The sequence below is a fragment of the Microbacterium sp. 10M-3C3 genome, assembly GCF_003931875.1.
GTDB lineage: Bacteria > Actinomycetota > Actinomycetes > Actinomycetales > Microbacteriaceae > Microbacterium.
In genome coordinates, this window is sequence record NZ_CP034245.1 from 2,258,246 (window position 1) to 2,279,081 (window position 20,836).

Below are 20,836 nucleotides of genomic sequence, written 5' to 3' on the forward strand. Positions count from 1 at the left end.
CCGGGGTCAGCGCTGGCGGCGTTCGCGGATGCGCATGTTCAACACGATCGGCGACCCCTCGAAGCCGTAGATCTCGCGCAGCCGGCGCTGGATGAAGCGGCGGTAGCCGGGGTCGAGGAATCCGGTCGTGAACAGCACGAACGTCGGCGGACGCGTGGCCGCCTGCGTGCCGAACAGGATGCGGGGCTGCTTGCCGCCGCGCAGCGGATGCGGGTGCTCGGCGACGAGCTCGGAGAGGAACGCGTTGAACTTCCCCGTCGGGATGCGCTGATCCCACGACGCCAGCGCCGTCTCGAGCGCCGGCACGAGCTTCTCGAGGTGGCGGCCGGTGCGCGCGGAGATGTTCACGCGCGGCGCCCACGACACGTGCGCGAGATCCTGCTCGATCTCGCGCTCGAGGTACCGTCGGCGATCTGCGTTCTCGAGCTCGGGCGTGTTCAGCAGGTCCCACTTGTTGAAGGCCAGCACGAGGGCGCGCCCCGACTCGAGGACCAGGTCGATGATGTTGAGGTCCTGCACGCTGATCGACTGCGACACGTCGAGCACGACGACGGCCACCTCCGACTTCTCCAGCGCGGCCGACGTGCGCAGCGACGCGTAGAAGTCGGCGCCCTGCTGCAGGTGCACTCGGCGCCGGATGCCGGCGGTGTCGACGAAGCGCCACAGCTTGCCGCCGACCTCGACGATCTCGTCCACCGGGTCGCGCGTGGTGCCGGCGAGGTCGTTGACGACGACGCGCTCCTGCCCGGCGGCCTTGTTCAGCAGCGAGGACTTGCCGACGTTCGGGCGGCCGAGGATCGCGACGCGACGCGGCCCGCCGATCTCGTGCCCCGCGACGGCGGAGACCTCGGGCAGCACCTTCATGACGTCGTCGAGGAGGTCGGCGACGCCGCGCCCGTGGATGGCCGACACCGGGTGCGGCTCACCCAGGCCGAGGTTCCACAGCGCCGCGGCCTCGGGCTCCTGGCGGGCGTCGTCGATCTTGTTCGCCACGAGGAACACCGGCTTGCCGCTGCGACGCAGGAGCCGCACGACGTGCTCGTCGGTCGAGGTCGCCCCGACCATCGCGTCCACGACGAACAGCACGACGTCGGCCAGGTCGATCGCGATCTCGGCCTGCGCCGCGACGGAGCGGTCGATGCCGCGGGCGTCCGGCTCCCACCCGCCGGTGTCCACGAGCGAGAAGCGGCGGTCCATCCACTCGGCCTTGTACGTGACACGGTCGCGCGTGACGCCCGGGGTGTCCTCGACGACGGCCTCGCGGCGCCCGAGGATGCGGTTGACGAGCGCGGACTTGCCGACGTTCGGGCGGCCCACGATCGCGACGACCGGCAGCGCCGGCAGGTACTCGATGCCGTCCTCGCCCTGCACGACGCCGGCCAGCAGCGCAGCGTCCTCCTCGTCGAGCTCGAAGTCGTCGAGGCTCGCGCGCAGCGCCGCCGCGCGCGACTCGGCGAGCGTGTCGTCGAGGTCGGCCATCTTCTCGGCGAGCTGGTCGGGCCCGCCCTCGTACTCGTCTTCAGCGCCCATCGAGGGCTCCCCTCGTGCGTGCGACGACGGCGAGCACCGCGTCGACGGTCTGTGCGAAGTCGAGGTCGGTCGAATCGACCACCTCGACCCCGGGTGCCGCGGTGAGGAAGTCCACCACGGCGGAATCGGATGCATCGCGCCGATGCAGTGCGGCCGCCACCGTCGCCGCATCCTGCGTCGTCACCTCGGCGCTGCGACGCGCCGCGCGCACCTCGGGCGCGGCGGTCAGGAGGATGCGGACGGGAGCCTCGGGGGCGACCACGGTCGTGATGTCGCGGCCCTCGACCACGACGCCCGGCCGCGCGCTGTCGGCCACCAGGCGGCGGAACAGGTCGTTGACGGCGTGGCGGACCGCGGGGATGCGGGCGACCCCGCTCACCGCGTCGGTGACGCGCGGCTCGCGGATCGCGGGGGTGACATCGGTCGCACCCACGCGCACCCAGTAGTCCTCGGGGTCGAGGGAGATCGCGTAGTCGAAGTCGCCGAAGACGTCCACGACGGCGGCGGCGTCCGACGTGTCGGCGCCGTGCTCCAGCGCGTGCCACGCGAGGGCGCGATAGGCCGCGCCGGTGTCGAGGTAGCCGAAGCCGAGCCGGCGCGCGGCCTCCTTCGAGACGCTCGACTTGCCGCTGCCGGCCGGGCCGTCGACGGCGACGACGAAGGGGGTCGGGTCAGTCATTCGTGCTCGCAATCCTCCAGCCGCGGGCCACCAGGCCCTCGGTCGCCGGGCGCACCGCGCCCGGCTCGACGCTGATCTCGGCGAGACCGAACTGGGCGCCCGGCGAGTGCTCGAGGCGGAGGTCCTCCACGTTCACGCCGAGCTCGCCGAGCTCGCCGAACAGGCGCCCGAGCTGGCCCGGGGTGTCGTCGACCATGACGACGAAGGTCTCGAAGCGGCGGTTCTGGCCGTGCTTGCCCGGAAGGCGCTCGACACCGTCATTGCCGCGCCGGATCGTGTCGGCGACGGCACGCCGCGACCCCGGCGCATCCGGGGCCCGCAGTGCCTCGGCGACCGCGGCGAGGTCGGCCGCGAGCGCCTCCAGCACGTCGACGACGGGGGCGGCGTTGGCACCGAGGATCTGCGTCCACAGCTCGGGCGCCGACGCCGCGATGCGCGTGGTGTCGCGCACGCCCTGGCCGGCGAGTTCCAGCGAGCCCTCCGGGGCGTCGACGAAGCGGCCCGCGAGGAGGCTCGCCACGAGCTGCGGCACATGCGACACGAGCGCGACGGCGCGGTCGTGCTCCTCCGGCCCCATCTCCACCGGCACGGCGCCGAGCTCGAGCGCGAGCGCCTCGACGAGCGCGAGGTCGGCGGCGGAGGTCTCGCCGTCGCGGCACACGACCCACGGCCGTCCGACGAACAGATCGGCGCGTGCGGAGATCGCCCCGCCGCGCTCGCGACCCGCGAGCGGGTGCGACCCGATGTAGTGCGCGAGGTCGACGCCGCGACCCTGCAGCTCGCGCAGCGGCTGGAGCTTGACGCTCGCGACGTCGGTGACGACGGCGTTGGGATGGGCAACCAGCTCCTGCTCGACCACGAGGGCCGTGACGTCGGGCGGCACGGCGACGACGACGAGCGACGGCCGATCGTCGGGATCGGCGACGCGCCCGGCGCCGTAGTCGACGGCGAGGCGCAGCTGCGCGGGCGACGCGTCCGCGAGCACGACGTCCACGCCCCGCGCGCGCAGCGCGTGCCCGATGCTCGCGCCGAGCAGACCCGCTCCGACGATGCGCACGGTCCCCTGAACGCGCGAGGCCAGCGGAGCGGCCGCGCGCTCGGAAGAGATCGTCGAGTCGCTCACGGGGTGTCGGTGGTCGGTGCGTTCTCGCGACGCGAGAGGGTCAGCAGCGCACCTCGTTCCAGTTTAGTCAGCTCGCGCGCGCGGCCCACCGGCAGGGGACCCAGGTGCAGCGGTCCGAACTGGCGCCTGACGAGCTCGACGACCGGATGCCCCACCTCCGCCATCATGCGGCGCACGATGCGGTTGCGACCCGAATGCAGCGTCAGCTCGACGAGGCTCGACCCGCCCGACGCATCCAGCAGCCGCGCCTTGTCGGCGGCGATGGGTCCGTCCTCGAGCTCGACGCCGCGGGTGAGGCGCGCGATGGTCTGCGGCGTGACCCGGCCGTCCACCTTCGCGACGTACACCTTCGTCACCCCGAACGACGGATGCGCGAGCACGTGGGCGAGCTCGCCGTCGTTCGTGAGCACGAGCAGGCCCGACGTGTCGGCATCCAGGCGCCCCACGTTGTACAGCCGCTCGGGCCACTCCTTCGTGAAGCGCCGCAGGTCGGGGCGTCCGCGGTCGTCGCTCATGGTCGAGACGACGCCGGTGGGCTTGTTCAGCATCACGTAGCGCTTGTCGGCGTCCAGCTGCACGGCGACGCCGTCGACGTCGACGAGGTCGACGGCGGGCTCGATGCGGCTGCCGAGCTCGGAGACGACCGCGCCGTTGACGCGCACCCGCCCCTCGACGATCATCTGCTCGGCGACCCGCCGCGAGGCGACACCCGCGTTCGCGAGCGCCTTCTGCAGCCGCACGCCCTCGCCCGCGGCGCCCGTCGAGCCGGTCATCGCACCGCCTCCGCGTCGAACCCGTCGGCGCCGTCGTCGAGGAGCGGCGCGATGCGCGGCAGGTCGTCGAGGGAGTTGATGCCGAGGTTCACCAGCAGCGCGTCGGTCGTGCCGTAGTGGATCGCGCCGGTGTCGGGGTCGGTGAACGCCTCGGTGATGAGCCCGCGCGCGAGCAGGGTCCGCACGACCGAGTCGACGTTGACCGCCCGGATCGAGGCGACCTGCCCGCGCGTGACGGGCTGCTTGTACGCGATGACGGCGAGGGTCTCCAGCGCCGCCTGCGACAGCCGCGAGGGCGCCTGGGTGTTCACGAAGTCGGCGATGAGGTCGTCGTGCTCGGCGCGCACGTAGAGCCGCCAGCCGCCGCCCACCTCGCGCAGCTCGAATCCGCGACGCGGCCCGCCGGCGCGTCCGTCGTAGTCCTCGACGAGCGCCTCGATCGCCTGGCGCACCGCGGGCACGGGCGCGCCGACGGCGGCCGCGAGGCTCACAAGGCTCTGCGGCTCCTCCACGACGAACAGCAGCGCCTCCACGCGCCGCGTGACGTCCGAGACGCCGGTCCCTGAGCTCGTCGAAGGGTCATCGGTCATAGTCGGCTCCCAGGGTGGCGAGGCTCTCGTCCGACCAGCGCTCGGCGCTCCAGCGGAGCGTGAGCTCGCCGAGCGGTTCGAGCTGCTCGAAGGTCAGCGCGGCATGGCGGTACAGCTCGAGGACGGACAGGAACCGCGCGACCACGACTCCCGCCTGCGTGACGCCGGCCACGAGCTCGCGGAAACTCAGCGTCCCGGCGCCCCGCAGGAGCGTCACGACGATCGCGGCCTGCTCGCGGATGCTGACGAGGGGCGCGTGCAGGTGGTCCAGGCCGACGTGCGGGATCTCCTTCGGCGCGAAGGCGAGCAGGGCGAGCGCCGCGAAGTCCTCCGGGCTGAGGGTCCACACGAGCTCGGGCGCCGCCGCGCGGTACTTCTCGTCGAGGCGGACGATGCGGGGATGCCGGCGGTCCTCCGCCGCCATCCGCTCGGTGAACCAGCCCGACACTTCTTTGAACGCGCGGTACTGCAGCAGCCGCGCGAACAGCAGATCGCGCGCCTCCAGCAGCGCCACCGACTCGGCGTCGACGAGCTCGCCCTGGGGCAGGAGCCCGACGACTTTCATGTCGAGCAGCGTCGCCGCCACGACGAGGAACTCGGAGGCCTCGTCGAGCTGAGCGTCGGGGCCGAGGGCGCGCAGGTAGGCGATGAACTCGTCGGTCACCGCGCTCAGCGCGACCTCGGTGATGTCGAGCTCGCGCTGGGAGATGAGCGAAAGCAGCAGGTCGAACGGCCCGTCGAAGACGTCGAGCGAGACGCGGAACCGCCCTTCGACGTCGTCAGGCGACGGCGCCACGGGCGACCAGCTCCCGCGCGAGCCGCAGGTACGCCTGCGCGGCGGCGTGCTCGGGCGCGAACTCGGTGATCGGCACGCCCGAGACCGACGCGTCCGGGAACTTCACGGTGCGACCGATGACGGTCTCGAGCACGTCGTCGCCGAACGCCTCGACGACCCGCTCGAGCACTTCGCGGGAGTGGAGCGTGCGCGGGTCGTACATCGTCGCGAGCACGCCGTCCAGCGTGATCGCGGGGTTCAGCCTGTCGCGCACCTTGTCGATCGTCTCGATGAGCAGGGCGACGCCGCGCAGCGCGAAGAACTCGCACTCGAGCGGGATGAGGACGCCGTGGCTCGCGGTCAGCGCGTTGACGGTAAGGAGCCCGAGGGAGGGCTGGCAGTCGACGAGGATGACGTCGTACTCGGGCGCGACCTTCCGCAGCACGCGCGCGAGGATCGACTCCCGCGCCACCTCGTTGACGAGGTGCACCTCGGCGGCGGAGAGGTCGATGTTGGCGGGGATGACGTCGAGGCCGTCGACCATCGTGTGCACGATCGCGTCGTGCGGGTCGCGCTTGGTGTCCAGCAGCAGGTCGTAGATCGTGGGCGCGTCGTGCGCCTGGATGCCCAGGCCCGCCGACAGCGCACCCTGCGGGTCGAAGTCGATCGCGAGCACCTTGCGGCCGTAGCCGGCGAGGGCCGCCGCCAGGTTGATCGTCGTCGTGGTCTTCCCGACGCCGCCCTTCTGATTGCACAGCGCGATGATGCGCGCGGGCCCGTGCCCGTCGAGCCTGGGAGGGGTCGGGAACCCCTGGTAGGGACGACCGGTCGGCCCGAGCGTGACCTCGTCGCCGCCCTTGGCCTTACCCTTCGTCGCGCTGCCCGCCACCGACTCTCCTGACCTCGCCATAACGTGGACCGAGTCTAGCCGCGCGGCGGCCCGCCGCTCAGCGGGCGCGCGGATGCGACGTCGCGTACACGTCGCGCAGCGCCTCGACGCTCACGTGGGTGTAGATCTGCGTCGTCGCGACCGACGCGTGACCCAGCAGCTCCTGCACGACACGGACATCGGCGCCGCCCTGCAGCAGGTGCGTCGCGAACGAGTGGCGCAGCGTGTGCGGGGACACGTGCGCCTGGAGCCCGGAGCGCTCGGCCGCGCCCCGGATGACGAGCCACGCGCTCTGGCGCGACAGGGGCGCGCCGCGCACTCCGAGGAACAGCCGCGGCGTGGCGCGACCGCGGCGCGCGAGCTCGGGCCGCACGCGGGTGAGGTAGGCGTCGACCGCGGCGCGGGCGAATGAGCCCACCGGCACCATCCGCTCCTTCGCGCCCTTGCCGCGCACGCGCAGGACGTCGCCCGTGGCCGCGTCGTCGACGTCGAGCTGCACGATCTCCGACACGCGGGCGCCGGTCGCGTAGAGCAGCTCGAGGAGCGCCCGGTCGCGGATGCCGGTCTCATCCCCCGGCTCGGCCCGCTCGGGGGCGGGCCCTGCCGCATCCAGCAGCTGCTCCACCTGCGCGACCGTCAGCGCCTTGGGCAGGCGCTGGGGCGCGCGCGGCGGACGCAGCCGCCCGGTCGGGTCGTCGGTCGCGACCCCCTCGCGCGCGAGATGGCGGTGCAGCCCCCGCACCGACGACTGCAGGCGGGCCAGGCTCGCCGGCGCCGGCGGCGGCACGGCGGAGGCGCGCTCGGCAGCGAAGTCGGCGACGAGCGCCGGGGTCACCGCATCCGTGTCGTCGACGCCGCGCTCGGCGAGCCACGACGTGTACGCGGTCAGATCCCGCCGGTACGCGGCAACCGTGTGGTCGGACAGGCCGCGCTCGAGCGCGATGTGACGGAGGTAGGCGTCGACGGCGCGCGTGAGGCGCACGTCACCGCCCGTCCGATTCGCGGCGGAGCACCTCGGCGGCCGCGAGCACGCCGGCGGTGAGGATCCCGTTCCCCAGGCGTCCGGCGAGGATGCCGTCGACCACGTCGGCGAGGGGCACGCGGACGACCCGCATGTCGGCCTCCTCGTCCTCGCGGTCGAAGGCGCGCGGTGCATCCGAGAGCCCCCGGGCGAGGTAGATGTGCACGACCTCGTCGTTGCCGCCGGGGGTGGTGCGGATCGAGACGAGGTGCTGCCAGCGCTCGGCGACGAGGTCGACCTCCTCGGCGAGCTCGCGCTCGGCCGCGCGGGCCGGCTCCTCCCCCGCGACGTCGAGCAGGCCCGCGGGGATCTCCCAATCGCGACTGCGGATCGGGTGACGGTACTGCTGGATGAGCACGACCCGGCCGTCGTCGTCGATCGCGACGACCGCCGCGGCGCCCGGGTGCTCGACGTACTGACGCACCATCTCGCCGTCGCCGTAGCGCACGGTGTCGGAGCGCACGTTCCACACGCGCCCCTCGTACACGAGGTCGCTCCCGACGACGTCGGCCTCCACCGGCTCGTCCCGCAGGTCGGCGGCGTCCACGTCAGGCCTGCTCGACGTCGAAGAGCTCGCTGGCGCGGTGGCGGTCGAGCGCCGCGCCGATGAGTCCGCGGAACAGCGGATGCGGCGCCGTAGGCCGTGAGCGCAGCTCGGGGTGCGCCTGGGTGGCGATGTAGTACGGGTGCACGTCGCGCGGCAGCTCGACGTACTCGACGAGGCCGAGGTCGGGATTGAGACCCGAGAACACCAGGCCCGCGTCGCCGATCTGCTCGCGGTAGCCGTTGTTGACCTCGTAGCGGTGGCGGTGGCGCTCCGACACCCGCGATGCGCCGTACACCTCCGCCGCGATCGAGCCGGGCGCGAGGTCGGCCGGGTAGAGGCCCAGGCGCATCGTGCCGCCGAGGTCGCCGCGGTCGAGGATGTCGACCTGCTCGGCCATCGTGGCGACGACGGGGTGGGGGGTGTCGGGGTCGAACTCGCTCGAGGAGGCGTCCTCGATGCCGGCGACGTGGCGCGCGTACTCGATGACGATGCACTGCAGGCCCAGGCAGATGCCCAGGGTCGGGATGCCCTGCTCGCGGGCGAACTTCAGCGCGCCGACCTTGCCCTCGATGCCGCGGATGCCGAAGCCGCCGGGGATGACGATGCCGTCGAGCGCGCCGAGTGCCTTCGCGGCGCCCTCCGGCGTCTCGCACAGGTCCGAGGGGATCCACGTGATCTTCACGTGCGTCTCGTGGGCGAAGCCGCCGGCCTTGAGGGCCTCCGTCACCGACAGGTACGCGTCGGGGAGGTCGATGTACTTCCCGACGAGTCCGATCGTGACCTCGTGCTTGGGGTTGTGCACCGCCTGCAGGACGCGGTCCCAGCGCGTCCAGTCCACCGCGGCGGCACGGTCGATGTCCAGCGCGCGCACGATGTAGTCGTCGAGACCCTGGTCGTGCAGCATCGTCGGGATGTCGTAGATGCTCGGCACGTCGATCGCGTTGACGACCGCGTCTTCGTCGACGTCGCACATGAGGGCGATCTTGCGCTTGTTCGCGTCGGTGACGGGGCGGTCGCTGCGCAGCACGAGCGCGTCGGGCTGGATGCCGATCGAGCGCAGCGTCGCGACGGAGTGCTGCGTGGGCTTGGTCTTCTGCTCGCCCGACGCGCCCATGAAGGGCACGAGCGAGACGTGCACGAAGAACACGTTCTTCCGGCCGAGCTCGTGGCGGATCTGCCGCGCCGACTCGATGAACGGCTGCGACTCGATGTCGCCGACGGTGCCGCCGATCTCGGTGATGATGACGTCGGGCTGCGGGTCCTCGCTCGCCTGCAGGCGCATGCGGCGCTTGATCTCGTCGGTGATGTGCGGGATGACCTGCACGGTGTCGCCGAGGTACTCGCCGCGGCGCTCGCGCGCGATGACCTGCGAGTAGATCTGGCCGGTCGTGACGTTCGCGGCCTGCGACAGGTCGATGTCGAGGAAGCGCTCGTAGTGACCGATGTCGAGGTCGGTCTCGGCGCCGTCGTCGGTGACGAAGACCTCGCCGTGCTGGAACGGGTTCATGGTCCCGGGGTCGACGTTCAGGTACGGGTCGAGCTTCTGCATCACGACGCGCAGACCGCGCGCGGTGAGGAGGTTCCCGAGGCTCGCGGCGGTCAGACCCTTGCCGAGCGAGGAGACGACACCGCCCGTGACGAAGATGTGCTTCGTGGTGAAAGAGGGCTTGTCGGTGGTCTCGGATCCCGCGGCGGAGGAAGTCTGCATCACGGGCTTCTATCCTAACAGTCGGGGGTCGGTCACCGGGCGAGCGGTCTCGAGCAGTTCTCGGGCGTGCGTGAGGGCGGCCTCCGAGTCGGGCATCCCCGACAGCAGCCGGGCCATCTCCGCCTCGCGCTCGGCGCCCTCCAGCCGCCGCACGCTCGAGGCCGTGACCGCGCCGTCGGTGCCCTTGACGACCGACAGGTGGTTGCCCGCGAACGCGGCCACCTGCGCGAGGTGCGTCACGGCGATCACCTGCGACGATTCGGCCAGGCGCGCGAGGCGCCGGCCCACCTCGATCGCGGCGGCGCCGCCGATGCCGGCGTCGACCTCGTCGAACACGAAGGTCGGCACGGGGTCGACGGCGGCGAGCACGACCTCGATCGCGAGCATGACGCGGCTGAGCTCGCCGCCGGATGCGCCGCGTGCGACCGGTCGCGGGTCGGCGCCCGGATGCGGCGCCAGCAGGATCGTGACATCGTCGCGTCCCGCGGCGCTGGGCGTTGCGGGGTTCACCGCGACGGTGAGCACCGCGTCCGGAAGCGCGAGCGCGTGCAGCTCCTCGGTGACGGCCTCCGCCAGGCGCGTCGCCGCGACCGTGCGGGCCGCCGTGAGCGCGTCGGCCGCCGCGTCGAGCTCCGCCGCCGCATCGGCCCGCTCGTGCGTGAGGCGCTCGATCCGGTCGCCGTCGTCGTCGAGCTCGGCCAGGCGCGCCGACCCGGTCTCGAGGAGGTCCAGTGCGGCGTCCACGCTGCCGTGGACGCGCACGAGCGCGGCCAGCACGGCGCGGCGCTCCTCGACGGCGGCCAGCTCGTGCGGGCCCGTCTCGTCGAGGTCCGCGAGGTAGCCCGACAGCGCGCCGGCGAGGTCGGCCGCGCGGTAGCCGAGGTCGGCGATCTCGTCAGCCAGCCGTCCGAGGGTGGCGTCGCTGCCGCTCACCCGCTCGAGGGGGCGGCGCGCGTCGGCGAGCAGTCCAGACACGTCGGGCGCGCCGGCCTCGCTCGAGAGTGCCTCGTGTGCGGTGGACGCGGCGGCGCGCAGCTCCTCCGCGTGGGCGAGCCGCTCCGCGCGCGCGTCGAGCTCGGCGTCCTCCCCCGCGACGGGCGCGGCGGCCTCGATCTCGGCGATGCGCGCGCGGAGGTCGTCCGCCTCGCGCGCGCGCTGGTCGCGATCGGCCTCGAGGGTCCTGAGCTCGTCGTCGAGCGCGCGCCAGCGGTCCCACGCCGCACGGTACGCGGTGCGGGCCGTGGCGACCGCGGCCCCGCCGAAGCGGTCGACCGCGTCGCGCTGCGCGGCGCCCGAGCGCAGCCGAAGCTGATCGGACTGGCCGTGCACGACGACGAGGTGGTCGGCGAGGTCGGCGAGCACGCCCGCGGGCGCCGTGCGGCCGCCGACGGTCGCCCGGCCGCGGCCCTCGCTCGACACCGTCCGGCCGAGGTACAGCTCGGCGCGGCCGCCGCCGATCGCCTCGACGTCGCCGCCCGCCTCGCGCACACGCGCGACCACCGGTCCGTCCTCGGGCACGATCCACACGCCCTCGACCGACGCGGCATCCGCCCCCGCGCGCACGGCGCCCGAGTCGGCGCGCTGTCCGAGGAGGAGGCCGAGGCCCGTCACGACCATCGTCTTGCCCGCGCCGGTCTCGCCGGTGACCGCCGTGAAGCCCGCGCCGATCGGCAGCGTCGCCTCGGCGATGACCCCGAGATCCCGCAGTCGCATCTCCTCGATCACGGCACGGCCCCGTCGGGTCCGCGCCACCCCTCGACCGGCAGCCGGAACTTCCGCACGAGCCGATCGGTGAAGGCGGCCGGATGCAGCCGGGCCAGGCGCACGGGACGGCTCGAGCGCCGCGCGACCACGCGCGCACCGGGCGGCAGGTCGTGCGAGCGACGGCCGTCGCACCACAGCACGCCGCCGCCGCTCGTGCGCTCGAGCACCTCGATCGCGACGGCGGCGTCGGGATCGACGACGAGAGGGCGGGCGAACAGGGCGTGCGCCGAGAGCGGCACCACAGCGATCGCCTCGACGCTCGGCCAGATGACGGGGCCGCCCGCGGAGAAGTTGTACGCGGTCGAGCCCGTCGGCGTCGCGATCACGACCCCGTCGCAGCCGAACGACGACAGCGGTCGTCCGTCGACCTCCATGACCACCTCGAGCATGCGCTCACGGCTGGCCTTCTCGACGGTCGCCTCGTTGAGGGCCCACGTCTCGTAGACGACATCGTTCGTCGCATCCTTCACCCGCACCGAGAGCGCGAGCCGCTCCTCGACGCGGTAGTCGCGCGCGATGACGCGGCGCACCGCGTCGTCCATGTCGTCGCGCTCGATCTCGGCGAGGAAGCCGACGTGGCCCATGTTGATGCCGAGGATCGGTGCCGACGCGCCGCGCACGAGCTCCGCCGCGCGGAGGATCGTGCCGTCGCCGCCGAGCACGATCGCGAGCTCGACCTCGTCGAGCGCGGTGTCGACACCGAGGCGGCCGACGTCGCCCAGCTCGAGGACGCCCGCGAGCTCGTCGTAGTCGTCGACCGACAGCACGGCCCGGGCACCCGCGGCGCGCAGCTCGGAGATCACTCGGCTCGCCGCCTCGACGGTGTCCTCGCGGCGCGCGTGCACGACCAGCAGGATGTTGCGTTCGCTCGAGCTCATCAGGGTGCGGCCACTCCGTTCACGGTCTCCGTCCATTCTGACGGATCGCCTCCGGCGGTGGCGGACAGGTGGACGACGAACTCGCGGTTGCCGTGGGTGCCCGGCAGCGGCGACGCGACGATCCCCGCCGTGCGCAGGCCGACGTCCCACGCCGACCACAGCACGCGCTCGAGGGCGTCGGCGCGCAGCGTCGGGTCGGTGACGAGGCCGCCGCGCACCGCCGTGCGGCCGACCTCGAACTGCGGCTTCACGAGCAGCACGATGTCGGCGCCGGGCGCGGCGACCTCCGCGACGGCGGGCAGCACGTGGGTGAGGGAGATGAACGACAGGTCGCCGGTCACGACGTCGGGCTGCTCCCCCACGCCGGTGGCGGCGGCGAGGGCCGCACGGTCCATGTAGCGCACGTTGAAGCCCTCGACCGAGATCACGTCCGGGTCCGCTGCGACCAGCGGCGACAGCTGTCCGTGGCCGACGTCCACCGCGAGCACGGGCGCCGCGCCGCGCTCGCGCAGCACCTGCGTGAAGCCGCCCGTCGAGGCGCCGAGATCGAGTGCGAGCCTGCCGGCCACCGGGATGCCGAAGGCGTCGAGACCGGCGACGAGCTTGCGGGCGGCGCGGCTGACGTACGCGTCGTCGAGGTCGACCTCGATGCGCACGTCCTCGGCCACGGGCGCCGAGGGCTTGACGACCGGTCGGCCGTCGACACGCACGCGTCCGTCGGCGATCAGCTGCGCCGCGTGCGTGCGCGATCGGGCGAGGCCTCGCGCGGCGACCGCGGCGTCGAGGCGCGAGGTCATCCGCGGGATCCGCTGTCCGCGGGTCCGGATTCGAGGCGGCGCGCGAGCTCGTCGTGCAGCGCCGCGTACGCGGCGGCCCGCTCGGCGAGCGGCTGCTCCTCGATCACACGGAGCCGGCTGATGAGCTCGCGGTCGGCGGTCTCGTCGGCGTCGGACATGCGGCTATCGTAACGACCTACACGCGCCGGAACGGGTCGGCGTACAGGCGCTCGTCGACGCGGAAGCCGAAGATCGCCCGTCCGGACGACCAGACGGCGGCCGCGGCCGCGCGCAGCAGGTCGATCGGCCGATCACCGGGCGACACGACACGCAGATCGGGACCGTCGATCTCGACGGTGGAGCGCCCCACGGTCGTGCGCGTGCCCGACACGACCGTCGCCGGGTACGGCTCGGACAGCTCCCGGAGGTCGGACAGCAGGAAGTCGGGACGCGCGTCGGGACCGGCCGCGAGGACGTGCTTGGGGCGGTCGATGCCCGTCAGCACGAGCGCGGAGCGCAGCCCCGCCCGCGAAGCGCCCTGGATGTCGGTGTCGAGCCGGTCGCCGATGAACAGCGGCGACCGTGCTCCGAAGCGCGCGACGGCCTCGGCGAAGATCGGCGTCTCGGGCTTTCCCGCGACGGTCGCGAGGCGACCCACCGCGGTGTGCACGGCCGAGACGAGCGTGCCGTTGCCCGGCGCGATGCCGCGCGCCTGCGGGATCGTCCAGTCGGTGTTCGTGGCGATCCACGGGATGCCGCCCTCGTCCTCGGGCGTCTGCAGCGCATAGGCGGCTTCGGCCAGCTGCGACCAGCCGACATCGGGGGCGAATCCCTGCACGACCGCGGCCGGCGCGTCCTCGGCGCTGCGCGTCACGGTGTAGCCCGCGCGCTCGAGCTCCACAACAAGCCCTTCCCCGCCCACGACGAGCACCACCGCCGGCGGGGCGATCCGCTCGCGCAGCAGGCGCACCGCGGCCTGCGGACTGGTGACGACCTGCTCGGGGCGCACCGTCAGGCCGAGCTCCACGAGGTGGGCGGCCACGGACGCGTCAGTGCGCGACGCATTGTTGGTGATGAAGCCGAGCGTCCGCCCCTCCGACGCCGCCCGCGACAGCGACTCCACCGCGTGCGGAATCGCGCCGGGGCCGGCGTAGACGACACCGTCGAGGTCCGCGAGGACGACGTCGACGCCCTCGAGAGGCGCGGGCGTGCGTCCGCGACGCAGGATCACGATCGCTCCGGCGCCGATGCGTCGGGAGCCGAGTCGTGCTCGTCGTCACCGTCCAGGTCGTCGACGACGAGCGCCTCGCCCTCGGCGACCCCGGATGCGGCGTCGAGGGCCTCGGCGGCGACGTCGGCACGTCGATACCACTGCGCCGCCTCGTCCTGGCGCCCCAGCTCCTCGAGCACTGCGGCCCGTGCGGCGAAGAGCCCCGGGCTCCACTCGAACGCGCGATCGGGATCGAGCTCGGGGATGTCGAGTTCGAGCAGCGCGCGCTCGGCGTCGCCGAGGTCGAGCCGCGCGCCGGACATCGCGATCGCGAGCTCGACACGCACCGCCGCCGGCAGTGTCTCGCGGTCGACAGAGCGACCGAGCTCGAGCGCCCGGTCGGGCCGCCCCACGCCGCGCTCGCTGTCGACCATGAGCGGCAGCTGGTCATCGCGGCCCGAGATACGTCGATAGGTCCGCAGCTCGCGCAGGGCGAGCGCGAAGTCCCCGATCGCGTAGGCGGTGATCGCCGTGGTCTCGCGCACGACAGCGATGCGTCCGGCCCGCCGCGACGCCGCCAGGGCGTGCTCGTGCGCGAGGGCCGGATCCTGGTCGATGACGCGTGCGGCCATCGCGAGGTGGCGCGCCACGACGTCCGCGTTCTCCTTGCTGAGCGTCTTCAGCTCGTTGCGCGCGGCGGAGGCCAGATCCCGCGCGGTGACGTCTTCCGGCAGCGCCGGTTCGGCGATCCGCTCCCGACGTGCGTCGGAATCCTGCGGTGGACGCGACGCCCGCGGGGGGCGTGAGCCGTCGCGTGCGGGACGCGGCCCGTCGCGCCACGGACGGTCCCCGTCGCGACGTGGACGGTCACCGGCAGGACGCGGACGATCGCCGTCGCGGCGCGGACGGTCCCCCTCGCGGCGCGCACGCTCACCCGCAGGACGCGGACGATCGCCGTCGCGCCGGGGGCGAGATCCCTCTCGTCGCTCGCCGGCCGGGCGCGGGCGCCGCGGCGGGCGTCCTTCGTCGTCGCGGGCGCGGTCGCCCTCATGAGCTGCCACGTGGGGATCCTTCCTCGGCCGGAAAGGGCCGTAAACGCGAAATGGCCACCCAGCACTGGGTGGCCATTTCTCGAAAGAAGTCCGGCGGTGTCCTACTCTCCCACAGGGTCCCCCCTGCAGTACCATCGGCGCTGAGAGGCTTAGCTTCCGGGTTCGGAATGTAACCGGGCGTTTCCCTCTCGCTATGGCCGCCGAAACACTATTGATGTTTCAGTCTGCACAACAAAGTCATTGTCATGCGGTTCCCGACCGTACATCGAGAACCACTCAGTGGACGCGAACACCACAAACGGGGTGTTATCAAGTCATCGGCTTATTAGTACCAGTCAGCTGCATGCATTACTGCACTTCCACATCTGGCCTATCAACCCAGTAGTCTAGCTGGGAGCCTCTCGCCCGAAGGCATGGAAGTCTCATCTTGAGGCCGGCTTCCCGCTTAGATGCTTTCAGCGGTTATCCATCCCGAACGTAGCTAATCAGCGGTGCTCCTGGCGGAACAACTGACACACCAGAGGTTCGTCCAACCCGGTCCTCTCGTACTAGGGTCAGATCCTCTCAAACTTCCTACGCGCGCAGCGGATAGGGACCGAACTGTCTCACGACGTTCTAAACCCAGCTCGCGTACCGCTTTAATGGGCGAACAGCCCAACCCTTGGGACCTACTCCAGCCCCAGGATGCGACGAGCCGACATCGAGGTGCCAAACCATGCCGTCGATATGGACTCTTGGGCAAGATCAGCCTGTTATCCCCGAGGTACCTTTTATCCGTTGAGCGACAGCGCTTCCACAAGCCACTGCCGGATCACTAGTCCCGACTTTCGTCCCTGCTCGACCTGTCAGTCTCACAGTCAAGCTCCCTTGTGCACTTACACTCGCCACCTGATTGCCAACCAGGTTGAGGGAACCTTTGGGCGCCTCCGTTACTTTTTGGGAGGCAACCGCCCCAGTTAAACTACCCACCAGGCACTGTCCCTGAACCGGATTACGGTTCTAAGTTAGACATCCAGAGTGACCAGAGTGGTATTTCAACAATGACTCCACATGAACTGGCGTCCATGCTTCAAAGTCTCCCACCTATCCTACACAAGCCACACCGAACACCAATACCAAGCTGTAGTAAAGGTCACGGGGTCTTTCCGTCCTGCTGCGCGTAACGAGCATCTTTACTCGTAGTGCAATTTCGCCGAGTTCGCGGTTGAGACAGTTGGGAAGTCGTTACGCCATTCGTGCAGGTCGGAACTTACCCGACAAGGAATTTCGCTACCTTAGGATGGTTATAGTTACCACCGCCGTTTACTGGGGCTTAAATTCTCAGCTTCGCCTTGCGGCTAACCGGTCCTCTTAACCTTCCAGCACCGGGCAGGCGTCAGTCCGTATACATCGTCTTGCGACTTGGCACGGACCTGTGTTTTTAGTAAACAGTCGCTACCCACTAGTCTCTGCGGCCTCCAAACGCTTTCGGAGCAAGTCCTAGTACGTCGAAGGCCCCCCTTCTCCCGAAGTTACGGGGGCATTTTGCCGAGTTCCTTAACCACGATTCTCTCGATCTCCTTGGTATTCTCTACCTGACCACCTGAGTCGGTTTGGGGTACGGGCGGCTAGAACCTCGCGTCGATGCTTTTCTTGGCAGCATAGGATCACCCACTTTTCATCCGCATCGTGTCTCAGCCTGTATGAGTGACGGATTTGCCTATCACTCGGCCTACGCACTTGCACCAGGACAACCATCGCCTGGCTTGGGCTACCTTCCTGCGTCACACCTGTTAATACGCTAGCCGCACCAGCATGGGGTCGAGCGTTCACACGGACGTCATCACCCCGAAGGGATCCGAACATTCCGAGCTAGGACTCTTAGCACCACTGGATTAGCTTGGGCGGTTCTTCGCCGGTACGGGAATATCAACCCGTTGTCCATCGACTACGCCTGTCGGCCTCGCCTTAGGTCCCGACTTACCCAGGGAAGATTAGCTTGACCCTGGAACCCTTGGTCTTTCGGAGGACGTGTTTCTCACACGTCTTTCGCTACTCATGCCTGCATTCTCACTCGTGTCGCGTCCACGGCTGGGTTACCCCGCCGCTTCACTCGCGACACGACGCTCTCCTACCCATCAACACGGCTGGACCACGAAGGCCTACCAATAATGTCAATGCCACAACTTCGGTGGCGTGCTTGAGCCCCGTTACATTGTCGGCGCGGAATCACTTGACCAGTGAGCTATTACGCACTCTTTCAAGGGTGGCTGCTTCTAAGCCAACCTCCTGGTTGTCAGAGCAACTCCACATCCTTTCCCACTTAGCACGCGCTTTGGGACCTTAGTTGGTGGTCTGGGTTGTTTCCCTCTCGACTATGAAGCTTATCCCCCACAGTCTCACTGCTGCGCTCTCACTTACCGGCATTCGGAGTTTGGCTGACGTCAGTAACCTTTTGGGGCCCATCGGCCATCCAGTAGCTCTACCTCCGGCAAGAAACACGCAACGCTGCACCTAAATGCATTTCGGAGAGAACCAGCTATCACGAAGTTTGATTGGCCTTTCACCCCTATCCACAGCTCATCCCCTCAGTTTTCAACCTAAGTGGGTTCGGCCCTCCACGACGTCTTACCGTCGCTTCAGCCTGGCCATGGATAGATCACTTCGCTTCGGGTCTAGGACACGCGACTGAATCGCCCTATTCAGACTCGCTTTCGCTACGGCTCCCCCACTCGGGTTAACCTCGCCACGTATCGCTAACTCGCAGGCTCATTCTTCAAAAGGCACGCTGTCACAGCTGCTAAGGCTGCTCCAACGGTTTGTAAGCAAACGGTTTCAGGTACTATTTCACTCCCCTCCCGGGGTACTTTTCACCTTTCCCTCACGGTACTTGTCCGCTATCGGTCATCTGGGAGTATTTAGGCTTATCAGGTGGTCCTGACAGATTCACACGGGATTTCTCGGGCCCCGTGCTACTTGGGATACTCTTCGCGCCAAGGGAGGCATTTCGACTACGGGGTTGGCACCCTCTATGACCGGCCTTTCAATGCCGTTCGTCTATACCTTCTTGTAACGCCGGCTGCTCGGCAGAACAGCCAGAAGAGTCCCACAACCCCGAATACGCAACTCCTGCCGGATATCACACGTACTCGGTTTAGCCTGTTCCGGTTTCGCTCGCCACTACTAACGGAATCGCGGTTGCTTTCTCTTCCTGTGGGTACTGAGATGTTTCACTTCCCCACGTTCCCTCTACCCGCCCTATATATTCAGGCGGGAGTCACTGGGTCGGCACGCCGCCCAGCGGGGTTTCCCCATTCGGAAATCCTCGGATCAAGGTGTGCTTATCCACTCCCCGAGGCTTATCGCAGATTGCTACGTCCTTCTTCGGCTCCAGATGCCAAGGCATCCACCGTTTGCTCTTAAAGACTTGAAATCACATGAGCTGATCTATCGATCATTCGTTTGTGAAACGATGCTCGCGCATCGTCTCTAAGATGCTCGCGTCCACTGTGTAGTTCTCAAAGTACGGGCGGTACCCTTCCCGCATGCCGCTCGGCGGCATCGAAGAAGGGCCCTGAGGTTGGTTGCGCTTTCGCGCATCCGGTCCCTCAGGACCCAACAGCGTGCATGTGCCGGCCGGTCACCAGACCCCGTTCCTGTCGCAAGCGACGTACTGGGGATCGGGATACCCGATCGGCACCTCGTCAAATGTTCCACCCATGAGCTGACCCCTTCGAGACGTTCGCTCGAAGCGGGCTCTGGGATGCCGAGGCATCCAGATGCTCCTTAGAAAGGAGGTGATCCAGCCGCACCTTCCGGTACGGCTACCTTGTTACGACTTAGTCCTAATTACCGATCCCACCTTCGACGGCTCCCTCCACAAGGGTTGGGCCACCGGCTTCAGGTGTTACCGACTTTCATGACTTGACGGGCGGTGTGTACAAGACCCGGGAACGTATTCACCGCAGCGTTGCTGATCTGCGATTACTAGCGACTCCGACTTCATGAGGTCGAGTTGCAGACCTCAATCCGAACTGGGACCGGCTTTTTGGGATTCGCTCCACCTTACGGTATTGCAGCCCTTTGTACCGGCCATTGTAGCATGCGTGAAGCCCAAGACATAAGGGGCATGATGATTTGACGTCATCCCCACCTTCCTCCGAGTTGACCCCGGCAGTATCCCATGAGTTCCCACCATTACGTGCTGGCAACATAGAACGAGGGTTGCGCTCGTTGCGGGACTTAACCCAACATCTCACGACACGAGCTGACGACAACCATGCACCACCTGTATAGAGACCTTGCGGGGCGACTGTTTCCAGCCGTTTCCTCTATATGTCAAGCCTTGGTAAGGTTCTTCGCGTTGCATCGAATTAATCCGCATGCTCCGCCGCTTGTGCGGGTCCCCGTCAATTCCTTTGAGTTTTAGCCTTGCGGCCGTACTCCCCAGGCGGGGAACTTAATGCGTTAGCTGCGTCACGGAATCCGTGGAATGGACCCCACAACTAGTTCCCAACGTTTACGGGGTGGACTACCAGGGTATCTAAGCCTGTTTGCTCCCCACCCTTTCGCTCCTCAGCGTCAGTTACGGCCCAGAGATCTGCCTTCGCCATCGGTGTTCTTCCTGATATCTGCGCATTCCACCGCTACACCAGGAGTTCCAATCTCCCCTACCGCACTCTAGTCTGCCCGTACCCACTGCAGGCCCGAGGTTGAGCCTCGGGTTTTCACAGCAGACGCGACAGACCGCCTACGAGCTCTTTACGCCCAATAATTCCGGATAACGCTTGCGCCCTACGTATTACCGCGGCTGCTGGCACGTAGTTAGCCGGCGCTTTTTCTGCAGGTACCGTCACTTTCGCTTCTTCCCTGCTAAAAGAGGTTTACAACCCGAAGGCCGTCGTCCCTCACGCGGCGTTGCTGCATCAGGCTTTCGCCCATTGTGCAATATTCCCCACTGCTGCCTCCCGTAGGAGTCTGGGCCGTGTCTCAGTCCCAGTGTGGCCGGTCACCCTCTCAGGCCGGCTACCCGTCGACGCCTTGGTGAGCCGTTACCTCACCAACAAGCTGATAGGCCGCGAGCCCATCCCGGACCGAAATTCTTTCCAGCTGCTGAAGATGCCTTCGCAGCTCGTATCCGGTATTAGCAGCTGTTTCCAGCTGTTATCCCAGAGTCCGGGGCAGGTTGCTCACGTGTTACTCACCCGTTCGCCACTGATCCGGAGAGCAAGCTCTCCTTCACCGTTCGACTTGCATGTGTTAAGCACGCCGCCAGCGTTCATCCTGAGCCAGGATCAAACTCTCCGTAAAGAAATTTTGCTGGACCGAACCGGAATAGGGCCGGTGCAGCGAGTTTGATCTGACCAAAGGGATGTCATTGCTGACTATCCGTTGCCGACCCGAAGGTCGGTCTTTGATCCAAAGGAATCTCTACCGGTCGATTGCTCGACCGACGAGGTTATTTGGCATTTGACAAGTGCACGCTGTTGAGTTCTCAAGGATCGGATGCTCCTGCTGCTCAGCCTTTCAGCCTCGCCCGCAG

The 20,836-nt window shown here is 68.8% G+C and carries 16 protein-coding genes and 3 rRNA genes; all 19 read right to left on the bottom strand.

Translation table 11 applies throughout. The features are described from left to right. Nucleotides 1-6: 6 nt before the first annotated feature. The 19 genes from der to EI169_RS11065 all read right to left on the bottom strand — a co-directional run bounded on the left by der (nt 7) and on the right by EI169_RS11065 (nt 20,604). A complete protein-coding gene (gene der, locus EI169_RS10980) occupies nt 7-1,530 on the bottom strand; it encodes a ribosome biogenesis GTPase Der (RefSeq protein WP_125132361.1) in 1,524 nt (507 codons plus the stop codon). Then, nucleotides 1,520-2,209: a (d)CMP kinase gene (cmk, locus tag EI169_RS10985; protein ID WP_125132362.1), complete on the bottom strand. Its 690-nt coding sequence runs from the start codon at nt 2,207-2,209 to the stop codon at nt 1,520-1,522. Before cmk ends, der begins: the two co-directional genes overlap by 11 nt. After that, complete coding sequence (locus tag EI169_RS10990; protein WP_205783783.1) at nt 2,202-3,332, bottom strand: prephenate dehydrogenase; 1,131 nt, start codon at nt 3,330-3,332, stop codon at nt 2,202-2,204. Before EI169_RS10990 ends, cmk begins: the two co-directional genes overlap by 8 nt. After that, entirely contained in the window at nt 3,329-4,105 is a 777-nt protein-coding gene (locus EI169_RS10995) for a pseudouridine synthase (RefSeq protein ID WP_125132363.1), read from the bottom strand. The genes EI169_RS10990 and EI169_RS10995 overlap by 4 nt, the downstream gene beginning before the upstream one ends. Further along, nucleotides 4,102-4,695 (bottom strand): SMC-Scp complex subunit ScpB, encoded by a 594-nt coding sequence (scpB, locus tag EI169_RS11000; RefSeq protein ID WP_125132364.1) that lies wholly within the window; start codon nt 4,693-4,695, stop codon nt 4,102-4,104. The genes EI169_RS10995 and scpB overlap by 4 nt, the downstream gene beginning before the upstream one ends. Then, nucleotides 4,685-5,491 (bottom strand): ScpA family protein, encoded by an 807-nt coding sequence (locus tag EI169_RS11005; RefSeq protein WP_125132365.1) that lies wholly within the window; start codon nt 5,489-5,491, stop codon nt 4,685-4,687. Before EI169_RS11005 ends, scpB begins: the two co-directional genes overlap by 11 nt. Further along, nucleotides 5,475-6,380, bottom strand: coding sequence for a ParA family protein (locus EI169_RS11010; protein ID WP_125132366.1), 906 nt, complete (start codon nt 6,378-6,380; stop codon nt 5,475-5,477). Before EI169_RS11010 ends, EI169_RS11005 begins: the two co-directional genes overlap by 17 nt. Before the next feature lie 37 nt (nt 6,381-6,417). After that, nucleotides 6,418-7,341 carry a site-specific tyrosine recombinase XerD gene (gene xerD, locus EI169_RS11015; RefSeq protein WP_125132367.1) on the bottom strand — a complete coding sequence of 308 codons (924 nt, stop codon included), beginning with the start codon at nt 7,339-7,341 and terminating at the stop codon, nt 6,418-6,420. A gap of 1 nt (nt 7,342) precedes the next feature. Beyond that, the gene (locus tag EI169_RS11020; RefSeq protein ID WP_125132368.1) at nt 7,343-7,927 is read right to left on the bottom strand and encodes an NUDIX hydrolase; all 585 of its coding nucleotides are present in this window, start codon (nt 7,925-7,927) and stop codon (nt 7,343-7,345) included. Nucleotide 7,928: 1 nt separating this feature from the next. Next, the gene (locus tag EI169_RS11025; RefSeq protein ID WP_125132369.1) at nt 7,929-9,635 is read right to left on the bottom strand and encodes a CTP synthase; all 1,707 of its coding nucleotides are present in this window, start codon (nt 9,633-9,635) and stop codon (nt 7,929-7,931) included. Nucleotides 9,636-9,644: 9 nt separating this feature from the next. After that, entirely contained in the window at nt 9,645-11,360 is a 1,716-nt protein-coding gene (gene recN, locus EI169_RS11030) for a DNA repair protein RecN (RefSeq protein ID WP_125132370.1), read from the bottom strand. After that, nucleotides 11,357-12,277, bottom strand: a complete 921-nt coding sequence (locus tag EI169_RS11035; protein WP_125132371.1) for an NAD kinase — start codon at nt 12,275-12,277, stop codon at nt 11,357-11,359. Before EI169_RS11035 ends, recN begins: the two co-directional genes overlap by 4 nt. Next, on the bottom strand, nt 12,277-13,074 hold the full coding sequence (locus EI169_RS11040) for a TlyA family RNA methyltransferase (RefSeq protein WP_125132372.1): 798 nt from the start codon (nt 13,072-13,074) through the stop codon (nt 12,277-12,279). Before EI169_RS11040 ends, EI169_RS11035 begins: the two co-directional genes overlap by 1 nt. Continuing rightward, nucleotides 13,071-13,232 (bottom strand): hypothetical protein, encoded by a 162-nt coding sequence (locus tag EI169_RS16605; RefSeq protein ID WP_164515488.1) that lies wholly within the window; start codon nt 13,230-13,232, stop codon nt 13,071-13,073. Before EI169_RS16605 ends, EI169_RS11040 begins: the two co-directional genes overlap by 4 nt. Nucleotides 13,233-13,249: 17 nt before the next feature. Continuing rightward, nucleotides 13,250-14,287 carry an HAD-IIA family hydrolase gene (locus EI169_RS11045; protein WP_125132373.1) on the bottom strand — a complete coding sequence of 346 codons (1,038 nt, stop codon included), beginning with the start codon at nt 14,285-14,287 and terminating at the stop codon, nt 13,250-13,252. Next, nucleotides 14,281-14,913, bottom strand: a complete 633-nt coding sequence (locus tag EI169_RS11050) for a hypothetical protein (RefSeq protein ID WP_240640417.1) — start codon at nt 14,911-14,913, stop codon at nt 14,281-14,283. The genes EI169_RS11045 and EI169_RS11050 overlap by 7 nt, the downstream gene beginning before the upstream one ends. 490 nt (nt 14,914-15,403) lie before the next feature. Next, nucleotides 15,404-15,520: ribosomal RNA gene (rrf, locus tag EI169_RS11055) — 5S ribosomal RNA — on the bottom strand. Between the two features lie 100 nt (nt 15,521-15,620). Beyond that, nucleotides 15,621-18,727, bottom strand: a 23S ribosomal RNA gene (locus EI169_RS11060). 357 nt (nt 18,728-19,084) lie between these two features. After that, nucleotides 19,085-20,604 (bottom strand): 16S ribosomal RNA (locus tag EI169_RS11065). The 16S, 23S and 5S rRNA genes sit together here, the layout of an rRNA operon. Nucleotides 20,605-20,836: the final 232 nt, after the last annotated feature.